The following is a 21862-nucleotide window of genomic DNA, read 5'->3' as shown; positions in this document are numbered from 1 at the left end:
CCGAAGGCTCCGACGACCCGGCGGGTTAGCCGCTCGTGGCGACGTTCTCGGCGGGGATACGGACGATGACGCGCGCGCCCTCCTCCTCGTCGTGGTGGGGGTACTCGTCGACGCCGAAGTAGCGGCGGGCGAGTTCGTCGATGTGTTCGCGCGCGCCCTCCTCGGTCAGTTCGGCCTCGCCGCGGACGGAGACGTACCGGTACGGGTCGTCGGGGTCGAGCACGCTGACGCCGACCTTCGGGTTCTCGCGGACGTTCCGCTCCTTGCGCCGCCCGCGGGCGGTGTTCACGAGGACGTACTCGCGGTCCTCGTGGTCGACCCACACCGGCGTGACGTGGGGGAGCCCGTCCGGTCCGACGGTCGCGAAGTGCGCGTACGACTCGGCCTCGAGGACGTCGACGTGGGACTCGGGGATCACGCCGTGGGGTACGGGCCGCCTCCGGAAAATACGCCTGATCGATCGTCTATGATACTTCGGTGAGAAGTGATATTAACACATTATATTATCACAGGCGAATTCCCCTATATGTAGCCAACCTTTACCACTACTCGTGGAATTCGTGTGAGACATGAGTACCAGTCCCGCGGAGAGCGCTGACCAGGACCGCCTGTCGGAGACCGAGTACCGCGACCGCCTGCGCGAGCTTCCCCCGAGCGCCAAGCTCGTCGCGAAGGTACTGGAGGGGGACGCTCCCCTCTCGCAGGGCGGCCTCGCCGACGAGTCGCTGCTGCCCGACCGCACCGTCCGCTACGCGCTCAACCGCCTCGAAGAGGAGAGCCTCGTCGACTCGCGGTACAGCTTCAAGGACGCGCGGAAGCAAGTGTACTACCTGACCGTCTGAGCGGGTCGCGCGCCGTCGCTCCCGGCCCGCGGTCGGTCCGGATCCGATTCGGACCGAACGTACACGCGGTCCTTTTTACCTCCTCGCCCCGATAACGGCACGTATGGACCTCTCGGTCGTCGTCCCGACGCTCAACGGTCGGGACCGGTTGGCCGCCTGCCTCGACGCGCTGGCGGCCAACGCGCCCGACGCCGAGGTGATCGTCGTCAACGGGCCCTCGGCCGACGGCACGACCGGCATGGTTCGCGACCGCGGCGACGTCGACGTGTTGGTCGAGATATCCGACCGCACGGTGAACGTCGCCCGCAACGCCGGTATCGAGGTGGCGACGGGCGACGCGGTCGCGCTGGTCGATTACGACAACCGCATCGAGCCGGGGTGGCGCGACGCCGTCGACGACGGCCTCGACGCCGCCCCCGTGGCCTCCGGCCCGGTCACCCGGATACCGCCGAGCGAGGCGGACGGTGCGAGGTCGGACGCCGAGGCGAGCGCCGCGGAGTCGGACGCCGAGGCGGACGGCCCGGGGACCGATTCGGCGACGCCGGACGTCGCGGACGCGGCCGACCCGAGCGAGCCGGAGCGCAGCCGGATCGCGGGCCAAGACGTCACCTACTTCGAGAGCGGAAACGTCGCGTTCCGGCGGGACGCCCTCCGCGACCTCGACGGCTTCGACGAGTACCTCCGGGTCGGCGGCGCGCGCGACGCCGCGCACCGACTCGCGCGGATGGGCATCGAGGTGGCGTGGCGGTCGGAGTTGGCCGCGGAGAAGGAGCTCCCGACTCCGACCGCGGCGGACGGCGGACGCAGCGCGAGCGAGTGGGGCTGGAAGTACCGCGGGCTCGCCTACCGTCTGCTGAAGAACTACGGCGTCCGCCCCACGGCCCTCCTCCGGACCGGGTCGCACGCGCTCGCCGACGCGGTCGCCGCGGCGAAGGAGGTGGTCCGCGGCGAGTCGACCCCCACGCGGTGGGCCGCGACCGGACGCGACGTGCTCTTGGGCCTCACCGGCGGGACCTCCGACGGGCTGGTGGCGCGTCGCCGGGACCGGAGCCCCGCACGGAACCCGAACGGCATCTCGACGCGGGCCGACCGCGCCGTCGCGAAGTACGACCGGCGGGCGGAGCGGGACCGCGGCGAAGCGGACGACGGCGCGGACGGCGGGACGGAAGAGGACGGAGCGGACGACGGCGCGGACGGCGGCGACCGGGCCGCGGTCGACGACGTCGAGTGAGCCCCGCGCATTTTAACCGAGGGCGCGGTCAACGGACCAACAACGAATGGGACTCACGAAGCGTATCATCCCCTGTATCGACGTCGACCTCGACGACGAGGGCGACGCCGCGGTGTACACCGGCGTCAACTTCGAGAACCTGGAGTACACCGGCGACCCCGTCGAACTGGCGAAGAAGTACAACGCCGCGGGGGCCGACGAGTTCGTCTTCCTCGACATCACCGCCAGCGCCGACGGCCGCGAGACGATGCTCGACGTGGTGAACGCGGTCGCCGACGAGTGTTTCATCCCCCTGACGGTCGGCGGCGGTATCCGCACCAAGGCCGACATCAAGGAGACGCTCCGGGCCGGCGCGGACAAGGTCTCCATCACCACCGGCGCCCTGGAGCGCCCGGAGCTCATCGACGAGGGCGCGGCCGCGTTCGGCAGCCAGTGTATCGTCATCTCCGTCGACGCGCGGCGGCGGTACGACGACGCCGGCGAGCACTTCTACGAGGACGAGGACGGCGAGACGGTGTGGTTCGAGTGTACGAAGAAGGGCGGCCGCGAGGGGACCGGCATCGACGCCGTCTCGTGGGCGAAGGAGGCCGAGGAGCGCGGCGCGGGCGAGCTGTTCGTCAACTCCATCGACAAGGACGGCACGAAGGACGGCTACGACGTCCCCCTCATGAAGGCGGTCGGGGAGGCCGTGTCGACGCCGCTGATCGCCTCCTCCGGCTGCGGGAGCCCCGAGGACATGTACGACGTGTTCACCGAGGCGGACGCCGACGCCGGCCTCGCGGCCTCCATCTTCCACTTCGGCGACTACTCGATCGAGGAGACGAAGGCGTACCTCGACGAGCGCGGCGTCCCGGTGCGGCGCTGAGCGCGCCACGGTGTGACGCTAACTACCGCTGTAGTTTCTATCGTTCACCGACTGAAACCAACAGTTATTATCCGATCGGGAACCAATCGCGACGTATGTCCACGTCCACGTCATCCGCACGTGTTCGCGACGGGTCGCCGGAGCTCGTCTGTAAACGGACCGACGGCGACGGCGGCGGCGAGGTGACGTTCTTCGAGCGGGACGTCGACCCGGACGAGCGGACCACCCGGTGGATCACGGTCCGCGAGTCCGACTGCGTTCCCCGCGACGAGTGGCGATAAGATCGGGTTTGTCGTGGTTTTGGCGGTTATTTATAAACCGTTGCGAGCGAAGCGACCGAGAACACCTCCAAAGCCCCAGCCGCGGGGCGGGCGCACGCTCGCTGCGTTCCTCGGTCACTCACTCCGTTCGCTCCCTGCGGTACTTACGTCGCCTGCGCCCGCCCCGCGGCTGCCCCTTCGAGTCCCGCCCCGCACAGCACCGCAACCGCACCTCATGCCTCCCCAGCCTTGTCGGGCGCGTCCTGCGGGCTCCCTCCGGTCGCCCTCGTCGCGCCCGACTCCCTCGCACGCGCACCTCGCGGCCGCCGGTGGCGGCCGCTCGGAGGCGCGCGCCGCTCCGTCGATCTGATATATAAATAGTCCCCGCGGGTCGGTCAGTCGTCCGCGGGCGCGGCGTCGGCGAACTGCGACAGTTCGTCGTCGAGCAGCGCGACCGTCGCCAGCCGGATCGCGTGCGGCCAGCCGAGCGGCGTCGCGCTGTCGGCCGTCCCGTCGTCGAAGAACTGTTCGGGGAGGTACGTCGTCGGCTCGCACAGCGACCCGCCGGGCGAGACGTGCCCGAGCAGGTCGCGGGCCCGGGCCGTCATCTCGGCGGCGCGCGGGTCGTCGTGGGCCGCGAGCAGCGCGGCGAGCTCCGCGCAGGCGTTCGCGCCCCACGCGGTCGAGACGGTCCACACCTTCTCCGAGAGCTGGTCGGCCTTGCGCCAGCCGTCGCCCTCGTAGCGGATCAGCCCGGCGATGTCGTCGGTCTCGTGGGAGAGGCCGTCGACGACCGTCTCGACGTGCGAGACCAGCCGGTCCAAGCGCTCGTCGTCGACCGCGCCGAGCGCGTCGAAGGAGCGGTGGGCGGCCGCGAGCGCGAGCGTGGCCGAGTCGAGCCGGTCGTCGATCCCGCCGTCGAGCGTCTCGCGGACCGCGTAACAGCCGCGTTCGGGCACCCACAGGTCGTCGAGCGCGTCGTACACTTCGCGGGCCCGGTCGCGGGCGTGCGCGGCGAGGTCGTCCGGCAGCGACGCCGCGCCGGGGACGGAGTCGGGGTCGTCGAGCGCGTCGACGGCGAGCCCCTCGCCGCGGCGGCCGAGCTCGCTGTACGCCTCCAGGAACGTCGCCGCGGTGTGGGTGAACCGGCCGGCGGCGTCCTCCCACGCGTTCTGACAGACGACCGGGCGGCCGTCCGGTTCGAGCGTGCGGTCGAGGCCCGCGAGCGCGGCGACGAGGGTCGAGTCGAGCCCGTCGACGTCAATGCCCGCCGCCCGGGCCCGCGCGAGGTACGCGACGACGCTGCCGGTCTGGTCGGCCTGGTAGTCGACGTCCGGGCCGTCCTCGATCCGGGCGTTGGCCCACCCGGGCGCGAGCGCGCCGTCGCGGGGCCACACCCGGTGGGGCCACGAGCCGTCGGGGCGCTGCGCGGCGACGTACATCGCCGCGGACCGGGCGTGCCAGTCGTCGAGGTCGAGGTCGACCGCGTCGGCGGCCCCGAGCAGGAAGCCGGATATCTCCGCGTCGTCGCGGAACCACGTGTAGCCGTAGCCGCCGGAGTGCTCGTAGTAGGGGTCGAAGTCGGGCCCCGCGATCCGGAGTCCGGAGGGGGCGGAGAGCAGCGAGAGGACGCGGAGGTCCGCGACGACCGACTCGCGGGCGGGGGCCGACTCGGGCACCGAGGGGAGCGCGTCGGCGGCCGCGTCCGCGAGCGCGTCGACGCCGTCGTGGGCCGCGAACAGCTCGTCGAGGCGCTCGCGGGCGGCCTCGCGGTCGGTCTCCGCCCCGTCGGTCAGGAGCGTGGCGACCGTCGCCACCCCGTCGTCGAACGGCGCGTCGGCGATCACCTCGCCGGAGAGGCGCTCCTCCTCGTACCCGTCGCCGTCGCGGTCGCGCGGGAGGTCCGTGGGGTCGTCGGCGAGCAGCTCGGGGAACGTGGTCGGGAGCCGGCCGCGGAGGTCGGCGAAGCCGGTCGCGCTCGCGAGGAAGTCGTGCTCATCGGCGTGGTACACCTCGACGGCGTCGTCGAACCGGAGCTGCCCCACGCGGTCGTCGCGGCCGTCCGGCGCGAAGCGGGCGTAGACGACCAGCGAGGCGTCCGCCGGGTCGACGGGGGGCGCGTCCGCGTCGCCCGCGTCGTCGAACTCGACCGAGGCCCGCGTGAGGTGCGCGTCGCCGAGCGTCACGTCGTGGCGGGTGACCGTCGCGCGCGGCGTCTCGTGGACCGTCTCGACCAGCGCGGTGTCGCCGACGTACCGCTGCGTCGTGTCGGCCTCGTCGAGCCACGTCACCCCGTCGCCGACGGCGAGCCCGATCCGCGACCGGACGACTCCGGTCCGGCCGGTCAGCGGGTAGCCGAAGTCGCGGAGTTCGCCGTCGTCGCCGACGTGGACGAGCCGACCGTCGCCGCCCGAGAACCGACCGGAGACGGTGCGCCGCTCGCCGGGGAAGCGCGTCCCGCCGCCGGCGTGGCGCTTGTAGTCGTCGAGCGCGTCGCGAAGCTGCATTACGCGAACAGACGCCACCGTTCGGTATTAACTTTTGGTGTAATTGTTATTCACGCGTTTTGCGAACGGAAACCCTCAAATCGCGGCGCGCCGACAGGCGGGGCGTGTACGAACCCGGCCCCCCGCGGACGACCAGCGTCGGCGAGTCGGTGGAGCTGGCGGCGCGGTCCCCGAACGCCGACGGGACGTATCGCTGGCGCGTCCGCGACGCGCCCGCCGAAAGCGACCTCTCCGCCGGAGACGGTCCGGACCCGAACGCGACCGGACCGCCGAGTTCGGCGACCGCGACGGGCGGCGACGCCGCGGTCGACCCGTCCGACGGCCCGGCGCTGCGGGCCGGCGAGACCGGCCGCGACGACGACCCGGTCGTCCACCTCGCACCCGACGCCCCCGGGACCTACGTCCTCGCGCTCGACGCGCCCGACGGGACGCACCGACAGCGCGTCCGGGCCTTCCCGGACGAGCGACGGGAGACGGAGATCCGCGTCCCGGCCGCCCACCTCCCGGCGGACGGCGACGGCGAGCCCGACCGCGTCTCGCTGTTGTGGCCCCACAACGAGAACCGGCTCGCGCTCGACCGGGCCGAGCGCGACGGCGACGAGTGGGTCGCGGCGGTGCGGGTCCCGCCGGGGCGTCACGGCTTCGGCTTCGTCCCCGACGGCGACCGCTCGGCGGCGTCCCACGGCGAGTGCGAGGTTCCCGGCCCCGGTCGGCCGCGGCTGTCGCTCGATGCGAGGGTCGTCGAGGCCGACGCCCCGGCGGAGTCGGACCGGCTCCGCCTGACGGCCGCGGTCGAGCCCGCGCCCGGAGTCGACGACGTCGAGCGCGCGGGCGACCCGGACGCCCTCGGCGCGACGTTCCTCGTCGACGACCGCGACGCCGACCCGGAGACGGTCGCGGCGATCGAGTCGCGCGCCGACGGGCGGACGCTCTCGGTCCCGCTCGACGACCTCCCGGACTCGGTCCGAATCCACGCGGTCCCGCACGGGGAGCGGTACGGGGCCGCGGAGACGGTGCGGGTGGAGACGACGGCGGGCGAAGGACGGGAGGACGAAGGGCGGGAGGGGGAGGAAGCGACGGCCGCGTCGGTCGCGGTCGCCGACCCGAACCCGACGCCCGAGTGGGCCGAGTTGCCGACGATCTACGAGGTGTTCGTCCGGTCGTTCGCGGGCGACACGCTGCCGACGACGTTCGCGGAGATCGAGCGCCGGATCGAGTACCTCGACCACCTCGGGGTCGACGCGCTCTGGCTCACCCCCGTCCTCGCCTCGCCGACGGACCACGGCTACCACGTCACCGACTACTACGACACCGCCGCCGACCTCGGCTCGCGCGAGTCGTTCGAGTCGCTCGTCGCGGCCTGTCACGACGCCGGTATCCGCGTCGTCTTCGACCTAGTGATCAACCACACCTCCCGCGACCACCCCGCCTTCCAGCTCCACTCGGCCGGCGTCGACGCGTACGCGGACCACTACCGCCGGACCGACGCCGCGGCCGACGTGACGGGGATCGACTGGGCCGAGCTCGACGGGGGCGACGCCCCCGACTACTACTTCGAGTGGGGGCGCATCCCGAACCTCAACTTCGACAGCCCGGCGGTCCGCGAGTGGCTCCTCGACGTCGTCGACGAGTGGGCCGGCGTCGTCGACGGCTTCCGCGCCGACGTGGCGTGGGGCGTCCCGCACGGCTTCTGGAAGGAGGTGGCCGACCGCGTCCCGGACGACACCCTGCTCCTCGACGAGACGCTGCCGCACGACCCCTTCTACGGGGAGGGGGAGTTCCACCGCCATTACGACACCTCGCTGTACGGGACGCTCCGGGCGGTCGGCGCGGGCGAGGAGCCGGCCGACGCGGTCGAGACCGCCCTCGCGCGCGGCGAGTGGCTCGGCTTCGACGACGGGCGCTCGCAGATGCGGTACGTCGAGAACCACGACGAGGACCGCTACCTCGCGGAGTACGGCCGAGCGGCCCTCCGCGCGGCCGCCGCGGTGACGTTCACGCTCCCGGGCGCGCCGATGATCTACGCGGGGCAGGAGCGCGGCAACGAGACGTACCGCGGGCCGATCCGGTGGCACGACGGCGACAACGACCTCACCGAGTTCCACCGCGAACTGGCCGCGCTGCGCGGGGCCGAACCGCTCCTCCGCGACGGGGACGTGACCTTCGACGGGCGCGCGACAGACGTGCGCGTCGTCGAGGGGGACGCGGAGCGCGTGACCGCGTACGAGCGGACGCCGGCGGGGAAGACCGAGGGCGAGGCCGACCCCCTGCTCGTCGTCGTCAACTTCGCGGCAGAGCCGGCGACGGTCGCCGTCCCCGAGGGGGTCGAGACGGACCTGTTCGGAGACGGAAGCGCGGTGGAACGCGACGGCGACGACGGGGTCCGGATCGCGGTCGACGCCGTCGCCGTGCTCCGGTGACCGGCCGCCCGCAGCCGGTCGGTCGCGGAGCGCCGAGGCCGCCCGGGACCGGCTCTTATAAGTGTCGCTCGGCAGAGGCGTGCGTATGGACGACCGGACGCTGACCGACCTCCTCCGTCGCTTCGGGCTCTCTGATAAGGAGGTCGACACCTATCTCAGTCTGCTCGAACACGGCGAGGCGAAGGCGAGCACCGTCGCCGACGCGGCGGGGGTCTCAAAGCGGTACGTCTACAGCGTGAGCGAGTCGCTGGCGGAGCGCGGCTTCGTCGAGGTGAACGACCACGTCGTGCCGACGACGATCCGCGCGAACCCGCCGGACGAGGTGATAGACCGGCTCCGGTCCGACGTGGACGCGATGCGACCCGGGCTGGCGGAGCGGTACTCCCGCGCGGAGCGCCAGGCCGAGCAGTTCGAGGTGATCAAGTCGCGGGTCACCGTCATCAAGCGGGTCCGGTCGCTGCTGGCGGACGCCGAAAGCGAGGTGACGCTCTCGATCACCGCCAAACAGCTCCCCGAGGTGCGCGAGGCGCTCGCCGACGCGGTCGACCGCGGCGTCCTCGTCCTGCTCGTCGTCTCCGACGCGGCCGCGGACCTCGACGCGGACGACCCCGCGCTGGCCGGCGTCGCGAACGTCGTCCGGACGTGGAGCGAGGCGATACCGACGCTGCTCACCGTCGACTCCGCGGCCGGGGTCGTCTCCCCGCCGGAGCTCCTCCGCCGGTCGACGACGGACCGGCAGGCCATCGCCTTCGCGCAGGAACAGCTCGCGCCCGTGATCGTCGGCTCCTTCCTCGGGAACTACTGGCCCGCCGCGACCGAGCTCGCCGTCGCCGACCCGGCTCCCCTGCCGGCCGAATACACCGACTTCAGACACACCGTCCTCCAGGCGACCCTGCGGCTCCGCGCCAGCGACCCGCCGCGGGTGACCGTCGGCGGCCGGTGGACCGACAGCGGCGAGGCGGCCGAGGTCGTCGGCCGCGTCGTCGAGACGAGACAGGGGATGGTGGAGCCGAGGAACAACGAGTTCCCGGTGGAACACTCGCTCGTCGTCGAGACCGACGACGGCGAGGTCACCGTCGGGGGGCAGGGCGCGTTCGTCGAGGACGTCGAGGCCGACCTCGTCCGGATCGAGTCGGACGACGGGTAGACCGGTTTCGAGCGACGCGACGACTCTGGTTTCAGGGGACGAGAATCCACACCGGCCGCCGAGCCGACCGGCCGCGATCACCGCTCCGACGGGATCGGCGCGCTCGCCGGTCCGCCGTCGGCGGCGGGGGCGTCGGCGACGATCCGGAACCGCCAGTCCGGGCCGCCGGGATCGCCGCCGTCCGGGAGGAGCGCGACGCCCGCGATCCGTCCGCGCGGGTCGCGACGACACAGCTCCAGCGCCACGGGGAGCGTCGGGACGCGCCCGTCGGTCGGCGACAGCGCGTAGCCGCGCACGCGGACCGCCGCGTCGCCCGCCGCCGAGCCGCCGGGGTCCGATTCTGCCTCGGCCTCGTCAGCCCGCTCGTACCCGTCGGCGAGGCCGACCGCCGCGAGGCAGTCGAACGCGGCGGTCACCGGGTCGGCGGCGGGCGCTTCGCGAGGCGCCGGGAGGCGGTCGGCGGCGTCCGACAGCACCGCCGCCTGCGTTGCCGGGTCGAGGTGGCGGTCCAGCGCCGCCGCCATCGCTTCGAGCAGGCACAGGCAGAGCCGGTCCGGGTCGGCGATCCGCTCGGCGTGCGAGAAGTACGCGTCCATCACCGCTGCCTCCGCGCGGTCGTGGCCGGCGGCGGAGAGCGCCTCGAACGTCGCCGCCGCCGTCGCGTGACAGAACTCGACGCGGTCGCGGCGTCGCCCGCGCCCCGACCGTCCGCCCGACTCGACGACGTCCGTTCGCTCCGCGTCGCCGACGCCGCGGGACCGACGTGCGGCGTCGTCGACGACTCGCTCCGTCAGTTCGTCCGGCGGCGAGTCGCTGGCGGCGGGGACGAACAGCGGAGATCCGGTATCTCGGTCCGTCGACCGCGGCGGCGGGTCGGCGAACTCCTGTCTGACGACGACGTCGTAAAAGGGCAGCTCGGGGTCGTACCGCCGGAGCGCGTCGCGGTACTGCTCCGTCGCGCGGGCGGCCGCACGAGCGGTCTCGCGGCTATCGAACCGCAGCCCCGCCGCAGGGACGGGCCGGTCGCCGTACCGCGCGCAGACCAGCGAGAACTCGCCGTCGGCGGTCGCGAGCGATTCGATGTGGTCCGCGATGTCGAGTAGCGTGGTTCCGATCACGGTGTCCTCCTCGGGTCGGTCTCCGTCACTTCTCGACGCTCCGGTGCGCCGGTCGCGGTGCGCTCCGCGGACGCACTTACAGGTCCCCGTTGACGACGTCCGCGACGCGCTGCCGGTCGAACAGCCGTTCGGCTTCGGGAATCTCCGGGTACGGCCCCTCCTCGTAGCGGGGCCACGCGCCGAACGCGTCGGGGTAGAGCTGCTTCGCGGTCATCTCCAGCTGGAACAGATTCAGTATCGGCCCCTGATACCGAGCGCCCTGCGGGTGGACGCGGTCGTTCCGGACGGCCGCGACCTGCGACCCGACCGGGTCGTCCTCGAAGGCGGCCCGCCGCCCGGCCATGTCGGTTCCGGGCTCGAAGCCGCCGAGGTAGAGGATCACGTCGGGGTCGGCCTCGAGTATCGCCTCGAAGTCGACGACCGTGCCGGACTCGACGCTCCCCTCGAAAGCGTCTCGCGGCCCGAGCGGGCGCGTGTGCGACGTGAGGAACCCGGGGTTGCTCAGCGTGTACGCGTAGATCTCCTCGATGTCGGCGGCGGCGACCATGATGGCGGTGGGGCGCTCCGACTCCGGCGGGAGGTCGCTCTCGATCGTGGCGAGGAGCTCCTCGCGGACCGCGGCGAGCGCCTCGTAGCGCTCGCGCTCCCGGAACGCCTCGGCGACGAGTTCGAACTGCTCCCAGAGGCCGTAGTACCGGTAGCCGTCGGCCCACTCGCCGGTCGGCTCTTGATGGCGGTCCGAGAGCGAGTTGCCGAACCACGGGGAGACGCGCTCGGCGATCTCGTCGACGTCCTCGCGGCTCCACGCGTCCTGCTGCGTGATCCACGCGGGATCCGCGAGGTGGACGTCGCTGTCGAGCTCGTACAGCTTCTCCTTGTCGGGCTTCCACGAGGAGTAGAGCCCCGACCAGTCGAGCGAAACGCCGGGGAGTCGCTCGACGAACTGGTTCCAGAGCCCGTCGTAGTAGTCCGGCGCGTGCATCGCCGTGAGCCCGTCGCTCCGCCCGAGGGCGAACGCCATGTCGGCGTGGTGGGTGAGCCGCGTGAACACCGTCTCGGGGGGCGACTCGAACGTCACCTCTCCGGTCGGCGAGATGGACGCGGAGTAGCTCTCGTCGCCGGCGTCGTTCGCCTCCGTCGCGGAGCCGTCCGATTGCCCGCCGCTGGAGTCGGGATCGTCGCCGTCGGACCCGGTGGGGTCGGACTCGGCGTCGCCGCCGGTACAGCCGGCGAGCAGCCCCCCGAGGGCGACCGTGCCGCCGTACTTCGCGAACGCTCTCCGAGTCTCTCTCTGAGCTTTCTCGTCGCGCATGCTTTTAGGCTGGCCTAAACCAATGTAACCGTTCCGGTTTTAGGCCAGCCTAAAATAAAGTGGCGTCCCCCGCGCCGGTCCGAGTCACTCCTCGTGACGCGCGCGGATCGGCGTGACTCGCGGCCCGCGATCGGTGTCGACGACGTCGGCGTCGACGCGGAACACCTCGGAGAGCAGTTCCTCGGTGACCACCTCCTCGGGCGGGCCGCGCGCCCGGACCTCGCCGTCCTTGAGCGCGATCACGCGGTCGGCGAGCCGGGCGGCCTGCTCGATGTCGTGGAGGACGACGACGACCGTCACGTCGCTCTGGTCGCGGAGCGTCTCGATGATCTCCATCACCTCCATCTGGTGGTGCAGATCGAGGAACGTCGTCGGCTCGTCCAGGAGGAGCACGTCGGTGTCCTGCGCCAGCGCCATCGCGATCCACGCGAGCTGTTTCTGCCCGCCGCTCAGACTCCCCACCTCGCGGTCGCGCAGGTGCCCGCAGCCCGCCAGATCGATGGCGCGCTCGACGGCTCGCGCGTCCTCGCTTGTCGTCCGCTCGAAGAACCCGCGATGCGGGTAGCGGCCGTGGTAGACCAAGTCCTCGACGGTGATGCTGTCGGGCGACGCGCGCTCCTGCGAGAGCAGGCCGAGCCGCTTCGCGAGCGCCTTCGTGTCCATCGAGTGAACGTCGCGGCCGTCGAGCAGCACCGAGCCGTCCTCGGGCTCGATCTGGTTCGCGAGCCCCTTCAGGAGGGTGCTCTTCCCGGAGCCGTTCGGCCCGACGAGCGCCGTCACCGCCCCCGGCGCGGCCGCGATCGACTCGCCGTCGATCACCGGCTCCGGAGCCGTCGGGTAGCCCAACGCGAGGCCCTCGGCGTCGAGGTCGCTCGCGTCAGCCGCGCCGTCGGTCCCGCGGGGGCCGTTCGCACCCCCTGTCTCGGTCTCGCCGCTCGATTCGCCGGACTCCGTCGCGTTCGCGCGTTCGGTCGCCATTCAGATCTCACCCATGTTCTGCCGTCGCCGCATCAGGTACAGGAAGTACGGCCCGCCGACCAGTCCGGTGACGATCCCCACCGGGATCTGCGCGTCCGCGCCGGTGAGGACGCTCATCCCGAGGCGCGCGCCGACGTCGGCCCCGACCATCAGGGCCGGGCCGACGAACAGGCAGCCGACGATCACCCGCTTGTAGTCGCTACCGACGAGGTTCCGGACCACGTGGGGGACGATGAGGCCCACGAAGCTCACGATCCCCGCCACCGCGATGCTGGCGGCGGCCGCCAGCACGGCGACGCCGGAGAGCGCGAACCGCACCCGCTCGATGGACATCCCGAGCGACTTCGCCGTCTGCTCGCCGAGGAGGAGGAGGTTCAGCTGCCGCGAGCCGGCGAGCGACAGGACCACCGCCACGAGGGTCCACGGGAGCGCCATCCGGACCTGCTCCCAGTCGGTCCCCGTCAGCGAGCCGGTGGTCCACTGGATCGCCGACTGGACGACGCCGATGTCGTCGGCGAAGAAGAACAGGCCGGTCTGGAGGCTGTTGAACACGGTCCCGACGATGACGCCCGCGAGCACGAGCCGGACGGGGCTCGTCCCGTTCTTCCACGCGATGGCGTAGACGATCAGGAACGCGACCGAGCCGCCGAGCGCAGCGATCACCGGTAGGAACGCCGTGAGCCCGCCGAACACGACGAGCGTGAGGAGGATCATCAGCCCGGCACCCGAGGAGACGCCGAGGATGAACGGGCTCGCGAGCTCGTTTCGCGTCACCGCCTGGAAGATAGCGCCGGAGACGGCGAGGTTCGTGCCGACCACGACGGCGACGAGCACCCGCGGCAGGCGGATGTTCCAGACGACGAGCGTCTCGCGCGCGAGCGCCGGCAGCTCGCCGTGGAATCCCGTGACCGCCCGCATCAGCTCCTCGCCGAGGAGGAAGTTGAGGACCCACCGCGGGTCCAGCAGGACGGCCGGGTCGAGGACGGCCCGCCACGCCTGCCCGACCGTCATCGAGTACGCGCCGAAGCTCACCTGAACGAGCCCCGCGACGGCGACCACGGCGAGGCTCCCCGCGGCGACCGTCAGCAGTCGCGGGTCGAACAGCCACCCGAGCCGCCCGCCCGTCGACCGTCGAATCGGCGAGTCGCTGCCGACGGCGCGGCCCTCGTCGCTCGTCGCCGGTCCGCCGTCGGTCCGCGGCCCGCCGCGGCTCATCGATCTCCCCCGTCGCTCGCCGGGTCGCCGGCGCTCGGCCCCGACCCGTCGCCGGCCGCGTGCGCCGCGATCGCCCCGTCGTCCATCGCGTCGAGCAGCGCGTCCGGCCCGTGGGCGTCGACGATCGCGTCGGGGTCAAGGCGCTCGGCGAGCGCGCGCTGGCCGGCCGCGGCGCGGACCGCCTCGTCGTCCGCGCCGACGTACGAGGAGCGCGCGTCGTCGACCGCGGCCTCGCGGACGCGCGCGAACCGGTCCGAGTCCGGGTCGACCGGGCCGTCGGCGTGCTCCGCGTCGAACCACTCGACCCACCGGTCGCGCTCGGCCCACTCGTCGTCGAGTTCGGCCTCGCGGCGGACCCAGTCGACGCCGGCCGCGGCCTCGGGCCACCAGCCGTCGTCGATCCGCGCGTCGGCGACGACCCGCTTGCCGACCCGAGCGCCCCGGCCCGCCGCCGTGATCGCCTGCCGGTCCGCGTCCGAGGGAGAGGCGACGTACAGGCCGTCGACGGGGGTCGTCCCGTCGCGGTCGGCGTACTCTCGGTCGAAGTGTTCGTGCGTCTCGTCGCCGTGGTCGCGGACCGCGAACATCGCCTCGTCGTCGTCGAGGCCGCGGAGGTACTCCCCGTCGTAGCGCGTCGCCGCGACGACCCGCCGGGCGGTGACCGGCTCGCCCTCCTGCGGGGTGACGACGAACCGCGGTTCGTCGGCCTCGGGACGTCCGGCGGGTCCGCCGTCGTCGCCGGCCGCGCGCTCGACGGACTCGACGAGGTCGTCGACGACCGCGCACCCCGCCCGCTCCGCCTGCGCGCGAAACAGATCCGAGAGCGTCCCGACGTCGACGCCGGCCGGGAATCCGGGGTAGTTCTCCAGGTGCGCGCAGCGGGCGAGCGACGAGCGACCGCGGTCGAAGACGGCGACGTCGAGCCCGTCGCGCGCGGCGAACACCGCGGCGGCGCAGCCGGCCGGCCCGCAGCCGACCACGGCGACGTCGCGCTCGGCGGCGTCGCTCACTCCGCCCCTCCGGCGACGATGGAGGCGACCTCGCCGCGGTCGAACAGGCGCTCGTCCGCGGGGACGTCCGGGTAGTCGTCGCCGTGATCGTAGCCCGGCCACTCGCCGAACCGCTCGGGGAACAGCTGCTTCGCGGTCATCTCCAGCTGGAACAGGTTCATGATCGGCCCCTGGACCGGGTCGCCCGAGGGGTAGAGGCGGTCATTCGCTATCGCGGAGAGGTCGCCGGCGACCGGGTGGGCCGCCAGCTCCTCCCGGACCGCGCCCACGTCGTAGTAGGAGGCGATCCCGTACTGGTGGAGAATGACGTCGGGGTCGACCTCCAGCAGCTGCTCGTGGTCGTAGGCGGTCTCGTAGGTGACCTCCTCCGCGGCGAACGCGTCCGGCACGTCGAACGGGCGCACGTGCGCGTTCGCGAACCCCGGCACGTCGGTCCGCGAGGGGTAGTAGGTCCCCTCCATGTAGATGAGGGCCGCGACGGTCGGTCGCTCCTCGGTCGGCGGGAGGCCGCGTTCGATCGTCTCGACCAACTCCTCGCGGACCGCGTCGAGCGCGGCGAAGCGCTCCTCTTCTCGGAACGCGGCCGCGACCCGCTCGCCGATCTCCGGGAGTGCGTAGTACTCGTACCGCTCGCGGTACGCCTCGGGCGGCTGCGAGCGCCGGCGGCTGTAGATGTTCCCGAACCACGGCGCGATCGCGTCGCGGACCTCGTCGACGTCGTCCTCGCTCCACCCGTCGAAGGAGGCGAACAGGGAGGGGTCCGCGAGGTGGAGGTCGGAGTCCAGCTCGTAGAGGAGCTCGCGGTCGACGGAGATGCCGCCGCCCGAGCCGGAGTTGAGCTGCGCGAGTCCCTCGCGGTCGAAGGAGACGCCGTCGAGGTCGGCGTAGTAGGCGTCGAGCGTGTTCCCGCCCGCGTCGGCGTCGAAGCCGAACGAGTTGACCGCGTCGCCGTGGCCGAGCGCCACCGCGAGGTCGGCGTACAGCAGGCTGTACACCATGACGTCCTCCGGCACCGCGTCGAACTCGACCTCGCCGGCCGGAGCCATCTCGGCCGTGTACGAGCCGCCGGTCGACGAGTCGGTTCCGGAGCTCTCCGACGACGAACCGGTGCCGTCTCCCCCGCCGGAACCGGACTCGCTCGACGCCTCTTCCCTCCCGCTACATCCGGCGAGCAGTCCCGCGCCGGCGGCGGCCCCGCAGTACTTGACGGCCTCGCGTCGCGTGCCGGCGAGTCGGTCCGCGTCTGGGTCCATACGGTTTAGGCCACCCTAAAGGATTAAGTCGGTTTCGAATCTTAGGCCCACCTAATCTTTTGCTCGCGGTCGCGGCACGTGCGCTCGGAGGACGGAGACGACCGAACGGACGGCGAACCGGCGGGAGAGCGACGACCGGGCAGAGACGTCCCGAGACGACAGTTACAGCCGGCCGCCGATCGGCGTCGCCCGCAGATTTCATATCGCGCTATGCGATTTATTCCGCGCCGAACGCCCGAACGCCCTGGAACGAGTCGTCGGCGATGGCGGCGGCGATCCCTTCGATATCGGCGTCTCGGGGCACCTCGTGGGGATACTTCCGGCCGAAGTACCGGACGAGGTTCTCCACGTCGCGTTCGAGGAACTCCCGGGCGTTCTCGTGGTCGACGGGCACCGCCTGCGGCCAGTCGAATATGGTGACGCCGCTCTCGGCGACCGCGACGTTGTGCTCTGAGGCGTCGGCGTGGATCCAGCCGAGCTCGTGGGCGGTCGCGAGCTCGCGGAGGATCAGGTCGAGGACGCCCACCGCCTGCTCCGGGTCGAGCTTCGCGCGCGAGAGTTCGACGCCCGCGAACTTCTCCATCACGATGGCGTGGCGGTTGTGGTCGACCGGCCGGGGGACGGAGACGTCCGGGTACATCGCCTCCATCGCCTCGTACTCCCGTTCGGCCGCCTTGCGCGCCGTGTACAGCCACGAGACGTGGTCCCGGTCGGCGGTGTACTCGCGCTCCCGTTTCACCTCGCGGAAGTTGGTGTACCCCTCGCGGTGGTACTTGAGGGCGAGCGGCCGGAACGACTGGGCCTCGTACACGTCGCCCTCCTTGCCGAGCCCGAGCGGGGACCCCACCCCGTCGATGGTCTCCCGCTCCGAGAACGTCCGGAGCGCTAAGGCGTCGTACCCCTCGAAGGTGAGCTGGTACCCCTCGTACTGGATCGTCTTCCGCTCGATCAGCTCGCGGTCGAGGCAGCGGTCGATGCGGTAGTCGACCTCCTCGCGCGTCAGGTCGGCGTAGTCCGGGAGCTTGTCGCGGCGTACCCACTCCGAGAAGCGCATCCCCTGCTCGACGCCCGAGAGGAGGTAGAAGTCCTCGGGGTCGAGCTCAGCCATGTCGCCGGCGACGTTTCGCACCATACGCGCCCCTACTCCGGCGATTCCTAAAAGGGACGCGCGTTCGACGGGAGCGCACGTATAGCGTATATCGCGATAGCAAATCTCGTCCGGGCAGGCCGCGGAGCCGAACGCAACCGCTTTCGGAGCGGCGGTCGATTGGGCGGACATGAGCGCGCCCGCGGTCGACTGGCGGCTGATCCGCGAGGAGGCCCGCCCCGGACCGAAACAGATGGCGTTGGACGAGGTCGCCGCCGAGACCGCCGCGGCGGGGGGCCCGGCCACGCTCCGAACCTACCGCTGGGAGCCGAGCTGTCTCACCCTCGGTCGCCATCAGGAGCCGGCGACCGTCGACTGGGGCTTCTGCGAGCGAGAGGGGATCGAGGTGTCGCGCCGACAGACGGGCGGGGGCGGCATCTACCACGACGGAGCGGGGGACATCGCCTACTCGATCGCGGTCCCCGCGGAGACGGTCCCCGGCGAACTGCTCGATTGTTACCACCTGCTGTGCGAGCCGGTCCTCGACGCCTTCGACCGGCTCGGGATCGACGCGGACTACGTCGACGAGCCGATGCCGGAGCTACACCGCCCCGCCTGTTACCTCCGCGAGCTCCACCCGGCGCACGACGTGGTCGCGGCGGGACCGAGCGGCGGCGAGCGGACCGGCCCGCGGAAGATCGCCGGCAACGCGCAGTACCGCAAGCGGGAGGCGGTGATCCAGCACGGCTCGCTGACGTTCTCGGTCGACGCGGCGCGGCATCTCGGCGTCTTCGCCGACCCGCCGGTGACGGCCGACGAGTTCCGCGAGCGCGTCGTCGGGATGGACGACCTCGTCGACGTCGACCGCGCGGACGCGGTGGCGACCGTCGAGGCGGCGCTCGCCGACTGGGCGGGCGCGGCCGCCGGATCGACCGTCGACGCGGACGGCTCGTGGACAGACGCGGAGCTGGAGCGGGCCGAGGAGCTCGTCGCGGAGAAGTACCGGAACGAAGAGTGGATCCGGAGCCGGCCCGGCGGCGGCGCGTGACGGCGGGGAAGGCCGCGCGCGGCCGCCGGCCGACCGGTTCCGAAGAGGCTTTTCCGACCGCCCCCGTGTGAAGGGTATGAGTCTCAAGGTCGGCGCGCACGTCTCCATCGCCGGGGGCGTGGACAACGCCGTGGCGAACCAGATCGAGGTCGGCGGTAACTGCGGACAGATCTTCACCCACTCCCCGCAGGTGTGGCAGGACCCGGGCATCGGCGACGAGGAGGCCGAGCGGTTCCGCGAGGGCACCGAGCGCGACTTGGAGGGGCCGTGGGTGATCCACACCTCCTACCTCGTGAACCTCTGCACGCCGAAGGAGGGGCTCCGCGAGAAGTCGCTCGACTCGATGCAGAAGGAGGTCGACGCCGCGGAGAAGCTGGGGGTCCCGTACGTGAACGTCCACCTCGGCGCGCACACGGGGGCCGGCGTCGAGGGCGGCCTCGACAACGCCGCGTCGGTGATCGACGACATCGACGTGCCCGACGGCGTCACGATCCTGATCGAGAGCGACGCGGGCGCGGGGACGAAGCTCGGCGGGGAGTTCGAGCACCTCGCGGGGGTCATCGACCGCACCGACACCGACATCGACGTCTGCGTCGACACCGCGCACGCGTTCGCGGCGGGCTACGACCTCTCGACGCCCGAGGCAGTCGACCAGACGGTCGGGGAGTTCGACGACGTGGTCGGCCTCGAACACCTGGAGTACGTCCACCTCAACGACTCGAAACACGAGTGCGGCACCAACAAGGACGAGCACGCCCACATCGGCGAGGGCCACATCGGCGAGGCGGGGATGGAGCGGTTCCTCAACCACCCCGACCTCGCGGACGTGCCGCTCGCCTTGGAGACGCCGACCGAAGGCGGGAAGAGCTTCGCGTGGAACATCGACCGAGTGCGCGAGCTCCGCCGCGACTGAGCGGCGTCGTCCGCGCCGACGCCGCCCGTCCGACGCGGTTTTAAGTCGTCTCGCGGCCGATCCACTGACATGTCCACCACGAGAGCGCTGCTCGTCGGCCGCCGCCGCGGCCGCGCGGTCGGACTGGTGGTCGGGTTCGCCGGGGTCGTGGCGCTCGCGCTCGTCGCCGCGTTCGTCGCCGAGTCGGCCGGCGCGACGGCGGCGGCGGCGCTGACCGACCGGCTCCTCCCGCTGCTGGTGTTCTACGCGCCCGGGCCGCTGGCCGCCGCCGGGGCGTACGCTCGCTGCGGGGGGCCGGCCTGTCTGACGGTCGGCGTCGTGCCGGCGGTCGTCCTCGGCGGGTTCGTCCTCCTCGGGACGGTCGTCGGCGTCCCCGGCGTCAACGGCGGAAATCCGGCGCTCGGCGACGTGACGGTGAGTTTCGCCGCGATCGGGCAGACCAGCGCGTTCGTCGGCTACTGCGCCGGCGTGACCGCCGTCCTCGTCGTCGACGTGCTGGGATTCGGCGGCGACGGGGGAGACGAGACGGACGGCGGCGAGGGAGACGCCGACGAGGAGTGAGTCGGATCGCGGGTCGGCCCGCGGTCGATCTCCGGACGTTTATTTTCGCCCGCACCGAATCGGAGGCGTGCGACGCTTCTCCGCCGAGTACCTCGAACACACCCGCCGCGGGATGTGGGAGGACGACCGCGACGCGCTCGGGGAGCTGAACCTGCCGAGCCGCGAGCGCGTCCTCGACGTCGGCTGCGGCACCGGAGAGCTGACTCGCGTCCTAGCCGCGGAGACGGACGCGACCGTGATCGGGGTCGACGCCGACTCGGAGCTCCTCTCGGTCGCCCGCGGGGAGGAGCGCGGGGCGGGGGCCGGCCCGCAGATCGGCTACCTCGCCGGCGACGCGACCCGCCTTCCCGTGGCGGACGGCGCGGTCGACCTGGCGGTCTGTCAGGCGCTGCTGATCAACCTCCCTGACCCGACCGCGGCGGTCCGGGAACTCGCCCGGGTCTCCTCCGACCTCGTCGCCGCGGTCGAGCCGGACAACGCCGACGTGCGGGTGGCCTCGACCGTCGACGCCGAGGAGCGACTGGAGCGCGAGGCCCGCGAGGCGTACGTCGCGGGGGTGGAGACGGACGTGGCGCTCGGCGACCGCGTGCGCGACGCGTTCGACGCGGCGGGACTCGTCGACGTGCGCACCCGGCGCTACGTCCACGAGAAGCGCACCGAGCCGCCGTACGCCGAGGCCGCGCTGCGGTCGGCGGCGCGGAAGGCCTCCGGCGCGGGGCTGGCCGACCACCGTGACGAGCTGGTGGCCGCGACCTCCGAGGACGCGTACGACGACCTCCGCGGGCGCTGGCGCGAGATGGGCCGAGAGGTCGTCGACGCCATCGGCGCGGGCGAGTACGAGCGCGTGGAGTACGTCCCGTTCGACGTGACCGTGGGCCGAGTGGCCGGCGGCGACTGACGCGGCGGCGTTCCAGTTTCACTTCCGTCCCGGGCGCGTGGCTCACGATTTTCTTTCGGGTGACCCACCGGACAGTATGGACGACAGGATCCGTCGCCACGCCCGCGTGCTCGTCGACCACTGCACCGACGTCGCCCCCGAGGACGACGTGGAGATCCGCGCGCCGACCGCCGCCGAGGACCTCGTCGTGGCGCTGTACGAGGCGCTCGGCCGCCGCGGTGCGCGCGCGACGACCCTGTGGCGGAACCCCCGCGCGACCCGGGCGTACGCCCGCGAGATGGACCCCGACGACTACCGGCCGAAGGAACACCGCGTCGCCGCCCTCGCGGAGACGGACGTCGTGATCCTGATAAAGGGCGCGCGCAACGCCGCCCAGACGAGCGACGTCGACGCGGCGGTGGGACGGGCCGCGAGCCGCGCGAAGGAGCCGCTGCTCCGGGAGCGGCTCGACTCGCGGTGGGTGATCACGCAGCACCCGACGCCCGCAGACGCGCAGCGCGCCGACCTGAGCACGGCCGCGTGGCGCTCGCTCGTGTACGACGCCGTCGACCGCGACTGGGCCGCGATGCGGGAGCGACAGGCGTTCGTCGCCGACCGGCTCGCGGACGCCAACGAGGTCAGGGTGGTCGCGGGCGACGACACGGGCCTCCGGCTCGACGTGGCGGAGATGGACGCGTACAACGACGCCGGTCGGGAGAACATGCCCGGCGGCGAGGTCGCGACCGCGCCGGCGGTCGACGGCGTCGAAGGAGAGATCCGATTCGATCGCCCGTTGCGGCGCGGCGGTCGAGAGGTCGAGGGGATCCGCCTCGCGTTCGCGGAGGGGCGAGTCGTCGACTCCGAGGCCGAGCGCGGCACGGACGCGCTCGACTCCCTGCTCGAGACGGACGAGGGGGCCCGCCGCGTCGGCGAGCTCGGGATCGGCACCAACGAGGGCGTCGACCGCGTCACCGGGAACGTCCTGTTCGACGAGAAGGCGGCGGGCACCGTCCACGTCGCGCTCGGCGACGCCCTCTCGGAGTGCGTCCCCGAGGGGCGGACGGGAAACGAGAGCGCGGTCCACGCCGACCTGATCCGCGACGTGAGCCCGGACGCGCGGATCGCGTTCGACGGGGAGACGGTCTACCGGGACGGGGAGTTCCTGATCGGCGACGGGGGCGACTGATCGTGTGGAGGACGACCGAGCGACGCGGCGAC

General features: G+C 72.4%; 20 protein-coding genes. 11 read left to right on the top strand and 9 right to left on the bottom strand.

Translation table 11 applies throughout. The features are described 5' to 3' along the window. Nucleotides 1-25: 25 nt before the first annotated feature. Nucleotides 26-418, bottom strand: a complete 393-nt coding sequence (locus C464_RS13150) for a PPOX class F420-dependent oxidoreductase (RefSeq protein ID WP_006114238.1) — start codon at nucleotides 416-418, stop codon at nucleotides 26-28. A gap of 151 nt (nucleotides 419-569) precedes the next feature. On the opposite strand from C464_RS13150, the gene C464_RS13145 reads away from it, so the two are divergent. The 4 genes from C464_RS13145 (at nucleotide 570) to C464_RS13130 (ending at nucleotide 3219) form a co-directional block, all read left to right on the top strand. Beyond that, complete coding sequence (locus C464_RS13145; RefSeq protein ID WP_006114237.1) at nucleotides 570-842, top strand: MarR family transcriptional regulator; 273 nt, start codon at nucleotides 570-572, stop codon at nucleotides 840-842. 103 nt (nucleotides 843-945) lie between these two features. Beyond that, on the top strand, nucleotides 946-2073 hold the full coding sequence (locus C464_RS13140) for a glycosyltransferase (RefSeq protein ID WP_006114236.1): 1128 nt from the start codon (nucleotides 946-948) through the stop codon (nucleotides 2071-2073). A gap of 46 nt (nucleotides 2074-2119) precedes the next feature. Next, nucleotides 2120-2938, top strand: coding sequence for an imidazole glycerol phosphate synthase subunit HisF (gene hisF / locus C464_RS13135; RefSeq protein ID WP_006114235.1), 819 nt, complete (start codon nucleotides 2120-2122; stop codon nucleotides 2936-2938). A 95-nt stretch (nucleotides 2939-3033) separates the two neighbouring features. After that, the gene (locus C464_RS13130) at nucleotides 3034-3219 is read left to right on the top strand and encodes a DUF7511 domain-containing protein (protein WP_006114234.1); all 186 of its coding nucleotides are present in this window, start codon (nucleotides 3034-3036) and stop codon (nucleotides 3217-3219) included. A gap of 374 nt (nucleotides 3220-3593) precedes the next feature. Here the strand turns inward: C464_RS13130 and C464_RS13125 are convergent, their stop codons facing one another. Beyond that, nucleotides 3594-5705, bottom strand: coding sequence for a glycoside hydrolase family 15 protein (locus tag C464_RS13125; RefSeq protein ID WP_006114233.1), 2112 nt, complete (start codon nucleotides 5703-5705; stop codon nucleotides 3594-3596). 104 nt (nucleotides 5706-5809) lie between these two features. On the opposite strand from C464_RS13125, the gene C464_RS13120 reads away from it, so the two are divergent. Together C464_RS13120 and C464_RS13115 are read left to right on the top strand one after the other, a co-directional pair. Further along, nucleotides 5810-8125 carry an alpha-amylase family glycosyl hydrolase gene (locus C464_RS13120; RefSeq protein WP_006114232.1) on the top strand — a complete coding sequence of 772 codons (2316 nt, stop codon included), beginning with the start codon at nucleotides 5810-5812 and terminating at the stop codon, nucleotides 8123-8125. 85 nt (nucleotides 8126-8210) lie between these two features. Continuing rightward, nucleotides 8211-9272: a TrmB family transcriptional regulator gene (locus C464_RS13115; RefSeq protein ID WP_006114231.1), complete on the top strand. Its 1062-nt coding sequence runs from the start codon at nucleotides 8211-8213 to the stop codon at nucleotides 9270-9272. Nucleotides 9273-9349: 77 nt separating this feature from the next. Here C464_RS13115 and C464_RS13110 read toward each other — a convergent pair whose 3' ends face one another. The 7 genes from C464_RS13110 to C464_RS13080 form a co-directional block, all read right to left on the bottom strand. Beyond that, complete coding sequence (locus C464_RS13110) at nucleotides 9350-10390, bottom strand: DUF7551 domain-containing protein (protein WP_006114230.1); 1041 nt, start codon at nucleotides 10388-10390, stop codon at nucleotides 9350-9352. 76 nt (nucleotides 10391-10466) lie between these two features. Further along, nucleotides 10467-11702 (bottom strand): ABC transporter substrate-binding protein, encoded by a 1236-nt coding sequence (locus tag C464_RS13105; RefSeq protein ID WP_006114229.1) that lies wholly within the window; start codon nucleotides 11700-11702, stop codon nucleotides 10467-10469. Nucleotides 11703-11786: 84 nt separating this feature from the next. After that, nucleotides 11787-12680: an ABC transporter ATP-binding protein gene (locus C464_RS13100; protein WP_006114228.1), complete on the bottom strand. Its 894-nt coding sequence runs from the start codon at nucleotides 12678-12680 to the stop codon at nucleotides 11787-11789. Beyond that, a complete protein-coding gene (locus tag C464_RS13095; protein WP_006114227.1) occupies nucleotides 12681-13895 on the bottom strand; it encodes a FecCD family ABC transporter permease in 1215 nt (404 codons plus the stop codon). Continuing rightward, complete coding sequence (locus tag C464_RS13090) at nucleotides 13892-14905, bottom strand: FAD-dependent oxidoreductase (RefSeq protein ID WP_006114226.1); 1014 nt, start codon at nucleotides 14903-14905, stop codon at nucleotides 13892-13894. Before C464_RS13090 ends, C464_RS13095 begins: the two co-directional genes overlap by 4 nt. Further along, a complete protein-coding gene (locus tag C464_RS13085) occupies nucleotides 14902-16158 on the bottom strand; it encodes an ABC transporter substrate-binding protein (RefSeq protein WP_006114225.1) in 1257 nt (418 codons plus the stop codon). The genes C464_RS13090 and C464_RS13085 overlap by 4 nt, the downstream gene beginning before the upstream one ends. Nucleotides 16159-16375: 217 nt before the next feature. Next, nucleotides 16376-17290, bottom strand: a complete 915-nt coding sequence (locus C464_RS13080; protein ID WP_006114224.1) for a serine/threonine-protein kinase RIO2 — start codon at nucleotides 17288-17290, stop codon at nucleotides 16376-16378. A gap of 145 nt (nucleotides 17291-17435) precedes the next feature. Between C464_RS13080 and C464_RS13075 the strand changes: the two genes are divergently transcribed. The 5 genes from C464_RS13075 (at nucleotide 17436) to C464_RS13055 (ending at nucleotide 21830) form a co-directional block, all read left to right on the top strand. After that, complete coding sequence (locus tag C464_RS13075; RefSeq protein ID WP_006114223.1) at nucleotides 17436-18293, top strand: lipoate--protein ligase family protein; 858 nt, start codon at nucleotides 17436-17438, stop codon at nucleotides 18291-18293. Nucleotides 18294-18369: 76 nt separating this feature from the next. After that, entirely contained in the window at nucleotides 18370-19206 is an 837-nt protein-coding gene (locus C464_RS13070) for a deoxyribonuclease IV (protein WP_006114222.1), read from the top strand. Nucleotides 19207-19275: 69 nt separating this feature from the next. After that, nucleotides 19276-19767, top strand: coding sequence for a hypothetical protein (locus C464_RS13065; protein ID WP_006114221.1), 492 nt, complete (start codon nucleotides 19276-19278; stop codon nucleotides 19765-19767). Between the two features lie 67 nt (nucleotides 19768-19834). Further along, nucleotides 19835-20665, top strand: a complete 831-nt coding sequence (locus C464_RS13060) for a class I SAM-dependent methyltransferase (RefSeq protein ID WP_006114220.1) — start codon at nucleotides 19835-19837, stop codon at nucleotides 20663-20665. Nucleotides 20666-20741: 76 nt separating this feature from the next. Further along, complete coding sequence (locus tag C464_RS13055; RefSeq protein ID WP_006114219.1) at nucleotides 20742-21830, top strand: aminopeptidase; 1089 nt, start codon at nucleotides 20742-20744, stop codon at nucleotides 21828-21830. The last annotated feature ends 32 nt before the right edge of the window (nucleotides 21831-21862 follow it).

Source organism: Halorubrum coriense DSM 10284, assembly GCF_000337035.1.
In the GTDB taxonomy this organism is placed as follows: domain Archaea; phylum Halobacteriota; class Halobacteria; order Halobacteriales; family Haloferacaceae; genus Halorubrum; species Halorubrum coriense.
This window is presented reverse-complemented; position numbering and strand designations above follow the sequence as displayed.